At 72.0% G+C, this 11,506-nt stretch carries 12 protein-coding genes; 5 read left to right on the top strand and 7 right to left on the bottom strand.

The features are described 5' to 3' along the window. Nucleotides 1–37: 37 nt before the first annotated feature. Nucleotides 38–1,330, bottom strand: a complete 1,293-nt coding sequence (locus ACGFN2_RS18675; protein WP_362614181.1) for a cytochrome P450 — start codon at nucleotides 1,328–1,330, stop codon at nucleotides 38–40. Continuing rightward, a complete protein-coding gene (locus tag ACGFN2_RS18670) occupies nucleotides 1,327–2,121 on the bottom strand; it encodes an alpha/beta hydrolase (protein WP_362614183.1) in 795 nt (264 codons plus the stop codon). The genes ACGFN2_RS18675 and ACGFN2_RS18670 overlap by 4 nt, the downstream gene beginning before the upstream one ends. A 329-nt stretch (nucleotides 2,122–2,450) precedes the next feature. Here ACGFN2_RS18670 and ACGFN2_RS18665 point away from each other — a divergent pair, with 329 nt between their 5' ends. Together ACGFN2_RS18665 and ACGFN2_RS18660 are read left to right on the top strand one after the other, a co-directional pair. Then, nucleotides 2,451–3,566: a hypothetical protein gene (locus ACGFN2_RS18665; protein WP_393361640.1), complete on the top strand. Its 1,116-nt coding sequence runs from the start codon at nucleotides 2,451–2,453 to the stop codon at nucleotides 3,564–3,566. 207 nt (nucleotides 3,567–3,773) lie between these two features. Next, nucleotides 3,774–4,511: a hypothetical protein gene (locus tag ACGFN2_RS18660; RefSeq protein ID WP_362614185.1), complete on the top strand. Its 738-nt coding sequence runs from the start codon at nucleotides 3,774–3,776 to the stop codon at nucleotides 4,509–4,511. 91 nt (nucleotides 4,512–4,602) lie between these two features. Here ACGFN2_RS18660 and ACGFN2_RS18655 read toward each other — a convergent pair whose 3' ends face one another. Together ACGFN2_RS18655 and ACGFN2_RS18650 are read right to left on the bottom strand one after the other, a co-directional pair. Next, nucleotides 4,603–5,838 carry an RNA polymerase sigma factor gene (locus tag ACGFN2_RS18655; RefSeq protein WP_393362023.1) on the bottom strand — a complete coding sequence of 412 codons (1,236 nt, stop codon included), beginning with the start codon at nucleotides 5,836–5,838 and terminating at the stop codon, nucleotides 4,603–4,605. An 8-nt stretch (nucleotides 5,839–5,846) separates the two neighbouring features. Next, nucleotides 5,847–6,200 (bottom strand): YciI family protein, encoded by a 354-nt coding sequence (locus tag ACGFN2_RS18650; protein WP_393361637.1) that lies wholly within the window; start codon nucleotides 6,198–6,200, stop codon nucleotides 5,847–5,849. Nucleotides 6,201–6,710: 510 nt separating this feature from the next. On the opposite strand from ACGFN2_RS18650, the gene ACGFN2_RS18645 reads away from it, so the two are divergent. Then, on the top strand, nucleotides 6,711–7,739 hold the full coding sequence (locus ACGFN2_RS18645; RefSeq protein WP_393361634.1) for an AI-2E family transporter: 1,029 nt from the start codon (nucleotides 6,711–6,713) through the stop codon (nucleotides 7,737–7,739). A gap of 93 nt (nucleotides 7,740–7,832) precedes the next feature. Here the strand turns inward: ACGFN2_RS18645 and ACGFN2_RS18640 are convergent, their stop codons facing one another. Continuing rightward, nucleotides 7,833–8,417: an AAA family ATPase gene (locus tag ACGFN2_RS18640; protein ID WP_393361631.1), complete on the bottom strand. Its 585-nt coding sequence runs from the start codon at nucleotides 8,415–8,417 to the stop codon at nucleotides 7,833–7,835. A gap of 306 nt (nucleotides 8,418–8,723) precedes the next feature. On the opposite strand from ACGFN2_RS18640, the gene ACGFN2_RS18635 reads away from it, so the two are divergent. Both ACGFN2_RS18635 and ACGFN2_RS18630 read left to right on the top strand, forming a co-directional pair. After that, nucleotides 8,724–9,548, top strand: coding sequence for an LLM class F420-dependent oxidoreductase (locus tag ACGFN2_RS18635; protein WP_393361628.1), 825 nt, complete (start codon nucleotides 8,724–8,726; stop codon nucleotides 9,546–9,548). Between the two features lie 25 nt (nucleotides 9,549–9,573). Then, nucleotides 9,574–9,996: a TIGR03668 family PPOX class F420-dependent oxidoreductase gene (locus ACGFN2_RS18630; protein ID WP_393361625.1), complete on the top strand. Its 423-nt coding sequence runs from the start codon at nucleotides 9,574–9,576 to the stop codon at nucleotides 9,994–9,996. 74 nt (nucleotides 9,997–10,070) lie between these two features. On the opposite strand, the gene ACGFN2_RS18625 is transcribed toward ACGFN2_RS18630, so the two are convergent. Both ACGFN2_RS18625 and ACGFN2_RS18620 read right to left on the bottom strand, forming a co-directional pair. Continuing rightward, on the bottom strand, nucleotides 10,071–10,568 hold the full coding sequence (locus ACGFN2_RS18625; RefSeq protein WP_362614196.1) for a peptidylprolyl isomerase: 498 nt from the start codon (nucleotides 10,566–10,568) through the stop codon (nucleotides 10,071–10,073). Between the two features lie 113 nt (nucleotides 10,569–10,681). Further along, complete coding sequence (locus ACGFN2_RS18620) at nucleotides 10,682–11,506, bottom strand: YitT family protein (RefSeq protein WP_393361622.1); 825 nt, start codon at nucleotides 11,504–11,506, stop codon at nucleotides 10,682–10,684.

The following is an 11,506-nucleotide window of genomic DNA, read 5'->3' as shown; positions in this document are numbered from 1 at the left end:
CGCCCACGGCTGTCGGACACCACCACCCCGCACGACCTCAGGAGCGGTCGCCGGCCGGCCCGTCCACCAGCCGCAGCGGCAGCGACTTCAGACCGTTGATGAAGTTCGACACCAGCCGCTGCGGCGGACCGGCGACGGCCAGGGCGGGAAGCAGCCGGCAGGTCTCCTCGTACAGCACCCGCAACTGCAGCCGGGCCAGATGCGCGCCCAGGCAGACGTGCGGACCGTCACCGAACGAGACATGGGGGTTCACGGACCGGGCGAGGTCCAGCCGGTGCGGGGCGGCGAAGACCCGCTCGTCGTAGTTCGCCGAGCCGTGGAAGACCACCACCTTGTCGCCCGCGCGCACGCGACGCCCGGCCACCTCGGTGTCATGGGCCGCGGTACGGCGGAAGCTGAGCACCGGCGGATGCCAGCGCAGCAGCTCCTCCACCGCCGTCGCCGTGCCCACGGCGCCCGTGCGCAGCCGGTGGTACGCAGCCGGATGCCGGGCCAGCGCCAGCAGTCCGCCGGGCGCCGCGCTGCGGACGGTGTCATTGCCCGCGACGGTCAGCAGGAAGAAGAACATCTCCAGCTCGGCCGTGGCCAGTTCGGGGTCCGCGGCGAGCACCGTCATCACGTCGTCGCCCGGATACCGCCGCTTGTGGGCGGCCAGCTCCCGCGCGAAGCCGAACATGTCCTGCAGCATCGCCGGCGAGCGCGGGTCGGCGGGCCGCCCGTCCGGGCCGGACACGGGTGGGCCCGACTCGTCCGGGTCCTGGTAGCCGATGACCCGACGGGTCCACTCCAGGAGCAGCCCGCGCTCGGCGGGCGGCACACCGAGCAGATCGGCGAGGTTGAGCAGCGCGAAGTCGTCGGTGACCGCCGTGACGAGATCACACGCCCCGTTCCCCGCGCGCGCCGCGTCGACCGCCGCGGTCAGCAGGGCACGCGCCCGCTCGCGCACCACCGCACCGAAACGGCCGACCTGACGAGGGGTGAAGGCCCGGCTGACCGAACGGCGCAGCCGCCCGTGGTCCGGCGGGTCCTGATTGAGCATCATGCGCCGGATGAACGGCAGATCGGCGGGGTCGGGGTCACGGATCTGGGTGGCGCCCAGGTGCGAGGAGAAGGTGCGGGCGTCCTTCAGGACCCGTACGACGTCCTCGTGCCGGGTGACCGCCCAGAAGCCCGGTCCGGCGGGCCAGCCCAGCACCTCGTGCTCCTCCTGCCACGCCACCGGGTGCCGGTCACGCAGGAGCCGGTACGACGCGTGCGGCAGCCCGTCGGCGTAGCGCCGCGGATCGAAGACATCCGGCCCCTCCCGCTCCGCTTCACCGGCCGCGGTCACGGTCGTCCGGCCGCCGCGCCGTCCTCGTCGGCGCGCAGGAAGTCCTCCACGGCCCGGATCAGTTCCAGCGGCGTCTCGTCCATGGCGTAGTGCCCCGCCGAGGGCAGCTCGACCAGCTCACCGCGGGTGTACCACCGCATCCAGGTCTGCCGCGTCAGCTCGGCGGTCAGCGCGGGGTCCAGCGTGCCGGTCACCGCCAGCGCCGGCACCCGCGAGCCCTCCACCTCGGTCGCGAAGCCCTCCCTCGACCAGGAGTCCAGCCAGGACCGGAACGCCTTCGGATCGCTGCACTCCAGCGACCGCCGCACCATCCGGTCCAGCCAGGCGGCCGGGCGCCGCCCGCCGGTGGTGAGATCGATGATGGCCCGCCGGTTCTCCGGGGTGCGGTCCGCGGAGGAGAACAGCTCCCACTCCTGCGGCGGCAGCGGCAACCCGGAGGCGGGAACCGGCGAGATCCCGACCATCCGGCGCACCCGCCGCGGCGCCGCCGCCAGCACCCGCTGCACCACGCTCGCCCCCATCGAATGCCCGACCACCGAGAACCGTTCCCAGCCCAGCCGATTGGCGAGCGCCAGCACATCCGCCGCCCCCTCACCCGTGGTGTACGCGCCGTCCGCCCCCTTCGCCGCCCCGTACCCCCGGAGATCGACCAGCGCGTACTGAAACGCCCCCTGATCGAGATCCGCCCGCACCGGATCGAACGCCGACCGGTCGGCGAACCACCCGTGCACGAGGACGACCTTGTGCGATCCCGTCCCGTGCACCTCATGAGGCAGTACGAAGGAAGCCACGCTCACTCCAACCGTGTAACGAAACCCACCGACGCCAACGGCCATCCGCCGCGTGCGACCACCCTGACCGCAACCTCCCCACCCTGCAAGGGCGCCACGGGGGTGGAGGTTGAGGGGAGTGGGTTCACCGGAATCCCGCGAGCCAGGAGGCTGGTCCCCACCGTGATCGGAAGAAGCGATCCGGGCTGGCCGGCCTTCCGATCCCGGACTGCCGGGCTGCCGAGATTCACCCCGCGACGCCTCGCCTGCCTGCCACACTGACCGTGCGCTTCCACGATCCGGGTCCCGCCGCCCGGCGGGCGAGGGGGAACCTGGTGCAGGACAGATCCGTGCTCGCCCACTTGGCGCAGCGATTCAAGGTGGACAAGGAGCCGTTGGTCACGGAGGCACTGTGCTATCTGGCGCAACACTACGAGTCGGTGCGCACGACACTGGCCGAATTGGCCGAGCGCGGCCGGCATGACCGCACAGTCACCTCTGCCGTCAGGTTCCGTCCCGAAGCGCGGTCCGACGGTGATTCCGCCCGGCCTGACCTAGCGGGTCTGGCGAGGAACACGACGCTGGTGCTGATCGAAGGGAAGTTCGGCTCCGGATTGACGGATCACCAGCCGGTCACCTACCTGGAGAGAATCGCCCCAGGCGGGACGTTGTTGTTGGTGTGTCCCTCCTGGCGCGTACCCCACCTGCTGGAGGCGGCTACCAGGAAGGCCGCGGAGGCCGGATTCGCGGTGCGGGGCGCACCCGTCAAGGACCCCGAGGGCATTCACTGGCACGCGCTGACCGAAGGCAGACATCTGGCCGCTGTCAGCTGGGTCGACCTCCTACGGCTGCTGGAGGTCCGCGGCGCACCGGATGAGCAGGAACTGCCGCAGGAGATCCGGCAGGTTCATGCACTCGTACGACGGTTTGAGGGGATGCTCGTGGAATGGCGTCGTGATCAACTGCTGGCCGCCGAATTCGGCGATCTCTTCGAGATGGGGTGCGCCGCCGCCCAGCAAGCCGTGGAGGTGCTCGGCAGCCTGGTGGGACAGGCCCTGGCGCCGAAGTGGGTCAGAGCGGGCAACCACAACTACCGGGGACACGCGGAGTGGGCCGGCCACCGCCTGGTGATCGGTTTCGCCCCGGCCGACTGGGGGCGTCCCAGCCCGAGCCCCCTCTACTTCGCGCTGTCGAAGCACCACGTGCCCGAAACCGGCCGCCAAGCGCTGTACGACGTCTATCTGCGGGTCATGAAAGACATCGACGCACGGCTCCGTCACGACTTCGACGGCAGAGGCTTCGAGGCCTGCGCATGGGAGGAGACGTACTGGTGGGGACCGCTGCCCCTGGCCTTCGGGGTGTCGGAGCAGGAGTGGCACAGCGACCTGAGGGCCACGATCGCGCGGATTCTGGGCCAGATGACGGACTCCCTCGCACCGTTGCCCATCGGGGAAGCGAAGGACTGAGACTCCGGCTGCGATGCCGAGCTGCGAGAACAGCAGAACCGGTCCGTCCGGACCCGCCCCCACCGCGCCTATGTATCGGATGATCGACCGGGTATGCCACCGGCGCATTCGGAGTGCGGCGGCGTGCGCCCGGCCGGAGGGAGGAATCTGGTCGGTAAACCTCGGCTTCGCATGTCGCGTTTTCCCGTACGGCTCGTTGTCGCTCACGTGATTCCCTGTAGCAGCCCGGCCCCGGGCATCAACAGCGCCAAGAGACCGCAGAGCGTCAGCTGGGCGGGGCGTATCGCCCTGATCGAACCCGCCCCCAGATGGGCCCGCTACGCCCGCTATCTCGCGCCGCACTGGAAGGGCATGGCGCGCCTCGACAGCGCCAACGGGATCGGCGCCCTCCCGGCCGCGCTCCTCCTGCTGCTCGCGGCGGCCGTGGTGTTCGGTGGCGGCGGAGCGGGGGCGGCGCTGGCGGTTCGGGCGCTCTTCGGGGAGCCCCATCTGCTGGAATTCTGGCTGGCCTTCGACGCCGCGACCGCCTTCGTCCTGGCCGGCTCCTATTGGGTGGTCAGCCGGTACGGCCTGCGGTTCTACGACACCGAACCCGCGGACAACGAGATCTGGCGCCTGGTGACCGTCGCCAACACGGCCTGGCGCGCCCTGCCCCGCTCGCACCGCCGGATGCACCAGCCCCGGCTGCGCGCCGCCAACACCGCGGCACGTCTGCTGCTCACCGACCACACCGACCCCCGCACCCGGCAGGCGCTGACGGCCCACACCGAACTGCTGCGCCAGCTGTCCGTGACCGTGCTGCCGGAGACCCCGCCGCACGACCAGGCGGAGGAAGCCCTCACCGCCGCCCTCGCGCATCTGACGGACGAATGCCAGAGCCTCCGGGACGCGGCCGCCCCCACGCCACCCACGCCGCTTCCCTCGCTCACCGCCGCCCCGGCGTGACGGCCCCGAGGACAGCGGCACGCCGTCCCTCGGGCGGGCGCAGGCCCGGGGGCGGAGCCACGTCAGGGACACGCAGGGCACCGGCCCGTGCTCACTCGCCGGGCCCGTCCCGGGGGAGGGTCTGAAGGCCGCGCTCCAGGAAGTGGCGTTCGGCCGCGTTGCCGGTCCGGGCGAGGGCCTTCTCGTACGCCTGGGCCGCCTCGCCGTTGCGATGGAGGCGGCGGAGCAGATCGGCGCGGACGGCGTGGAAGAGGTGGTACCGGTCGAGGGGGAGGCCGTCGACGAGGGCGAGCGCCGCCTCCGGGCCCTCGACCTCGGCCACCGCCACCGCGCGGTTCAGCGCCACGACGGGGCTCGGGTCGACGGCGAGCAACTGGTCGTACAGCTGAAGGATCTGCCGCCAGTCGGTGGCCGCCGCGGACGGCGCGTCGCTGTGGACGGCGTTGATGGCCGCCTGGATCTGATACGGGCCGGGCGCGTCGCGTCGCAGGCACCGCCGGACGAGCGCCTGGCCCTCGGCGACGAGCGCGTGGTCCCAGCGGCTGCGGTCCTGGTCGGCCAGCAGCACGAGTTCGCCGTCCGAACCGGTACGGGCGGCCCGCCGCGAGGCGGTGAGCAGCATGAGGGCCAGCAGCCCCATCGCCTCGGGCTCGTCCGGCAGCAGCTCGGTGAGCAGCCGCCCGAGCCGGATCGCCTCCCGGCAGAGGTCCTCGCGGACCAGCGACTCACCCGAACTGGCCGTGTAGCCCTCGTTGAAGACGAGGTAGACCACGGCCAAAACGGCCCGCAGGCGGTCCGGGAGGTCGGCGTCGGTCGGGACGCGGTAGGGAATCCGCGCGTCGCGGATCTTGCCCTTCGCCCGGACGAGGCGTTGCGCCATGGTCGGCTCGGAGACCAGGAAGGCGCGGGCGATCTCGGCGGTGGTGAGCCCGCCGAGGAGCCGGAGCGTCAACGCGACCCGGGCGGCGGGGGCGAGCGCGGGGTGGCAGCAGGTGAAGATCAGACGTAGCCGGTCGTCGCGCACGGGTCCCTCCTCGGCCGGTTCGGCGCCGGCGTGCAGCAGCGCGGCCTGCGCGTGCCGGTCGTCGCGGGACGCCTCCCGGCGCAGCCGGTCGATCGCACGGTTGCGGGCGGTGGTGATGATCCAGCCCGCCGGGCTCGGCGGCAGACCGGCGGACGGCCAGCGCTCGGCCGCCGTGGTGAAGGCCTCCTGGACCGCCTCCTCGGCGACATCGAGGTCACCGAAGACACGGACCAGGACGGCGACCGCACGCCCATACTCCTCACGGAACACGCGCCCGACCTCGGCCGCGGCCGCCCCCGGCACACCGGACGTCACCCGCAGGACCCGTGCTGCAGCGGCCTCACCTCGATGGGGAGTGTGGTGGCGCGGGCGAGCTTGCGGCCCCAATCGAGCGCGGCATCGAGGTCCGGGGCCTCGATGACGGTGAACCCGCCGATGTGCTCCTTGCCCTCAAGGTACGGACCGTCCGTCATGAGCGTCTCGTCGTCCTTCTGCCGCACCACGGTCGCCGTGCCCGGCGGGTGCAGACCCCCGGCGAACACCCAGGCGCCGGCCGCCCTGAGCTCGGCGTTCACGGCCTCGACGTCCCGCATGATCGGCTCCAGGAACTCCGCCGACGGTGGGGGCCCGTCCGGCTGATAGATGCTGAGCAGGTAGTGCGTCATGGTGGGCCTCCTCGGCCGTTCGTCGCGCCGGCGTGGGCCGGCCTCTCACCCTCTATACGAAGGGCCCCGCCCCGAATCGACACCGTGACACGACCGCCCGAGGATTTCTTTCGCCGATTCCCGCCGCGGGCCGCGGAAAGATCTCCGTGTGGGTACGCCGGCGGCCTGCTCCATTGGGGGAATGGACGGCCGCACACGTTCGAAGACGGCTCCGCGGTGATACCACCTCTGGGTATACGCAGCGGGTCGGCACCGGCCTCGCGCGCGGCAGTCGTCCCCCTTCCGGCGCTGGCCACGGGAGGGGCGGGAGGCGGTGGCGGCCAAGTGCGGAACCGATCCGGCGGGGAACGCGAGCGGGCCCCCGGACCCCACGGGAACGGGCCCCGGCGGCCCCGGGGCGCGGCAGGGCGTACCGCCCGCGGGGCGAGGACCCTGGGCGGGCGGCGGGCGCGGGGGCGTGCACCGGACCGTGACCTGGGGGAGGGGATCGCGGTCTCGCCGACCCTGCGGGTGGCGGCGGGATACGCCTGGCGCCTGATCATCGTCGGGGCGGCCGCCTACGGGATCTTCGCCGCCCTGGGACGCTTCCACCTGGTGACGCTGGCGGTCTTCCTGGCCCTGGTGCTGACGGCCCTCCTGGAGCCCGAGGTCAGTCTGCTGAGCCGCTGGATGCCACGGTCGGCGGCGGTCGCGGTCGGCCTGCTGGTCGGCATCCTGCTCCTGTTCACCGTCCTGAGCCTGATCGGGGCGACCGTCGCCGGTGAGTGGGACGGGCTGCGCCGGGAGTTCGTCGGCGGCGTGGAGCGCATCGAGCAGTGGCTCGAAGGGCCGCCGGTCCATCTGCGTCCGGGGACGCTCTCCGACGTGCAGGCCCGGCTGTCGCGCTTTGTGACCAGCCATCGCGCCACCTTGATCAGCACCGCCCTCAGCGGCTTCGGCCAGCTGGTGGCCGCCGTGACGGTGGGGGTGCTGGCGCTGTTCTGCTCGGTCTTCTTTCTGCACTCGGGCGACCGGATGTGGACCTGGTTCGGCGGCCAGCTGCCGGCCCGCGGACGGCATCCCGTGCAGGCCGCCGGTGCCGCCGCATGGATCACCTTCACCGGCTACACCCGCGGCATCGTGGTGGTGGCCGCCATCAACGCCATTCTCGTGGGAGTGGGCCTCTTCGCCCTGGGGATTCCGCTCGCCCTCCCCCTGGCCGTACTGGAGTTCTTCGCCGCCTTCATCCCCCTGGTGGGCTCGCCGGTGGCCCTGGCCGTCGCCGCCGTGGTGGCGCTGGCCGCGAAGGGGCCGGTGGTGGCCGCCGGTGTCATCGTGCTGATCGTCCTCATCGGCCAGCTGGAAGGCCATGTGCTGCACCCGCTCGTGATGAGCAAGGCGGTCCAGCTGCATCCGGTGGTGGTCGCCCTCACGGTCATCTGCGGCAGTGTCACCGCGGGCGTACTCGGCGCCGTCGTCGCCGTCCCCATGGTCTCGGTGGCCTGGTCCGTCTACGGCGTGCTGCGGGTGCCGCCGGAGCCGGTCGGTCCGGGGGGCTGAGGGGGCTGTCGCCCGGTGTGGCGCGGGCCTGCCCTTCGCGCCGCAACCGCTGCCTCTCCGTCCCGTCCGGGCGCTGTGAGACCCCCGTCGTCCTCAGCCGACGGCGCCCTCGGTCCATGCCCGGCTGAGGATCTCGTCGACTGTCTCGTCCACCGTCTGCCGTGAGGTGTCCAGCCACAGACCGATGTCCCGGGGCGTCTCGGCCCGCATCAGCTTGTCCAGGTCCCCTACGGACCAGTCGGGGCCGTACGCCGTCTTGGGGCGGGACGCCTCGCGGGCCTCGACCGCCGCCGGATCGGGGAGGAGCACGACGACCGCGAGCGGCCTGGTCTTGATGAGCCCGGTCATCTCGGCGAGGTACCGGCCGATGAGGATGTCCTGCGCGATGACGGTGAAGCCGGCCTGTGCGTACGCGTCGGCACAGTGCGCCGTCATCCGGTGGCGCAGTTCGAGCTGGGCGACGGCGGGCTCCGCCGCGTCAGCCGTCATGGTGATCTGGCCCCGGACGATGTTGCGGCGGAAGGTGTCACCGCGCAGGTGGACGGATCGGGGCAAACGCTCGGCGAGTGCCTGGGCCACCGTGGACTTGCCGGCCGCCTGGATGCCGGTGATCACCACGACGCCGCCGTCGTTCCACGGCCCCTGTGGTGTCACTCGTCCGGAAGCGTTTGCGGTCATGGTGCGGACTCTGCCTCTCTGCTGAGGGGGGCGTCGAACGGCTGACAACGCCGCGCGCCGCGAAATGCGGTACGTCCTTCCCGCGCTTGCTGGGCGACCATATCTCCCACCGAAGGCGACACCGCAAAGCGTTTTCTGCCGGATCGCGGGCCCGTCCCGCGGCCGCCCGTGCTCGCCCGGTCGGCCGCACGGATTGTTGGCCTCGGGCCGATCCGGGTACCTGCCCTGGGGCCGGTCTTCCGCACCGGTCCGGCCCGTGGACTCGCAAGCCCGCACCCCGCGACCCCGATCCGAGGGAGCCCCCCCTTGAAGTTCGGTGTATCGACCTTCGTCACCGATCAGGGCATCGCGCCCGCCGCGCTCGGGCGTGCCGTCGAGGAGCGGGGGTTCGACTCCCTGCTCATCGCCGAGCACACCCACATCCCGGTGGACCGCCGCTCGCCCTACCCGGGCGGTGGGGAACTGCCGGAGATCTACTACCGGACCCTCAACCCGTTCGTCGCACTCGGCGCGGCCGCCGCGGTGACCGAGCGGATTCTGCTGGGCACCGGTATCGCGCTGGTGGCGCAGCGGGACCCGATCATCGCGGCCAAGGAGGTGGCCTCACTGGACCTGGTCTCCGGCGGGCGGGCCCTCTTCGGCATCGGCGTCGGCTGGAACCGGGAGGAGATGGCGAACCACGGCACCGATCCACGTACCCGGGGACGGCTCGTGGACGAGCGGCTGCGGGCGATGCGCGAGCTGTGGACGCGGGACAAGGCCGAGTTCCACGGGGAGTTCGTCGATTTCGACCCGGTCTACTCCTGGCCGAAACCGGTCCAGCGTCCGCATCCGCCGATTTACGTGGGCGGTGGCGAGGCGGCCTTCGACCGGGTGGCCGCCCTGGGCGACGCCTGGCTCGCCAACAGCCTGCCGCCGCAGGAGCTGGGGCCGAAGATCGACCGGCTGCGCGGCGTCGCGGGCCGCAGCGTGCCGGTGACGGTCTACGCGGCGGCCGACGAGCCCGCGACCGTCGAGCAGTACACCCAGCTCGGTGTCGAGCGCCTGCTGTTCTCCCTGCCGACGCTGCCGGAGCCCGAGACCCGCGCGTACCTGGACCGGCTCTCCGGCGTCGCGGAACGCTTCCGATGAGCCGCCGGACACCGCAGTGCCCAGGATGACCGGAGGGCAGGCCCGGGAGCGTTTCACCCGGGCCCGGATCGCCCGCCTCGCGACCATCGACGACGCCGGCCGCCCGCACCTGGTGCCCGCCGTCTTCGCGCTGACCGGTGACACCGTGGTCTTCGCGGTGGATCACAAACCGAAGCGCTCGGCACGCCTCAAGCGGCTGGCCAACATCCGCGCCCACCCCCGGGTCTGTCTCCTCGTCGACGGCTATGACGAGGACTGGGACCGCCTGTGGTGGGCGCGCGCAGACGGCACGGCCTCCGTGCTGCCACCGGCCGAGCGGTCGTCGGCCTCCGCGCGCTATGTCGACCTGCTGACGCGCAAGTACCCACGGCAGTACGCCGACCGTTCACCGGACGGCCCGGTGGTGGAGATCCAGGTGACCCGCTGGTCCGGCTGGCAGGCCGGCTGACGGGTCAGGGGCTGTCCGGTGGCCGGGGGAGGTCCCGCGCCGACCAACCGGACATGCCTCGGTGTCTGACCAGGTCAGGCGCCGATCACACCGGACTTCGCGATGACGATGTCGGCCTTGGTGGCGCCGCTGCGCGAGCCGAGGGACTCGATCTTCTTGACGAGCTCCATGCCCTCGACGACCTCGCCGAAGACGACGTGCTTGTTGTCGAGCCAGTCGGTGACGATGGTGGTGATGAAGAACTGCGACCCGTTGGTGTTCGGGCCGGCGTTGGCCATGGAGAGCTGGCCCGGCTTGGTGTGCTTGAGGGTGAAGTTCTCGTCCGCGAACTTCTCGCCGTAGATGCTCTTGCCGCCGGTGCCGTTGCCGGCGGTGAAGTCGCCACCCTGGAGCATGAAGTCGGGGATGACACGGTGGAAGCCGGAGCCCTCGTAGCCGAAGCCGTGCTGGCCGGTGGCGAGCTCGCGGAAGTTCTGCGCGGTCTTGGGGACCACGTCGTCGAAGAGCGTGAAGACGATCCGGCCGGCCGGGTCGCCGTTGATGGTGATGTCGAAGTACACGTCGTTACTCATGCCGGTAATCCTCACATCCCCCGTCATCGGGTCGGCACGCGGCCCCGGCTTGCAGGTCACGGAGGGGAGCGAAGCTGTTGGCGGGGCCTCTCCCGGCCGTGGTCCGAGTCCGGTCAGACGCGGCGTCCGGCTGCCCGGCCCCCGTCGCCGCCGCGTTCGGCAGCGCTCCGGCAGGCGCACCAGGGCAGGAGGAACTGGGTGACCGGACCGACCGCGAGCGCGTACAGCACGGTGCCCGGTCCCACACTTCCGCCGAGCAGCCCGCCCAGCACGAGCACGGCGACCTCGATCACGGTGCGGACCTGCCGGAGGGAGCGCCCGGTCACGGCGGACGCACCGGTCATCAGCCCGTCCCGGGGACCGGGGCCGAAGCGCGCGCCGACGTAGACGGCGACCGACAGCCCGTTGAGGAGGACGCCACCGACGAGCAGCCCGATCCGGGCGGGGAGCCCGAAGTGGTGGGGGAGGAGAAGGAGACCGAGGTCGGACGAGCAGGCCAGGACGACGATGTTGGCGACGGTGCCGAGCGTCGGCCGCTGCCGGAGCGGAATCCACAACAGCAGTACGAGCACCCCCAGTACGGCGCTGATCGTGCCGAAACTCAGCGCGGTGTGGCGCTCCAGCCCCTCGTACAGGACGCTCCAGGGGTTGACGCCCAGTCCGGCCCTCACCAGGACCGAGAGACTGAACCCGTACAGCGCCAGGCCGACGAACAGTTGGGGCAGACGCCACAACGGCCGCTCGCCGACGGGGATACAGGTCAGTGGGGGCGGCGACGACGGGCGTGTACGGGACGCTGCGGCGGCCGACCCCCGGCACGGCGAGGACTCGGCGCCGCCGTCCTGCCCGGTACCCCGTTCTCCCGCCGCCGTGGCCACATGCTCCCCACGATCAGGCCCGACTCCCCGTTCCTGCCGCTCGTCACTGTCCTGCTGCAT

Origin of the sequence: Streptomyces sp. NPDC048612 (assembly GCF_043199295.1) — a bacterium.
GTDB lineage: Bacteria > Actinomycetota > Actinomycetes > Streptomycetales > Streptomycetaceae > Streptomyces.
Note: the sequence above shows the minus strand (reverse complement) of the source record. Positions and strands in the feature narration are given on the sequence as shown.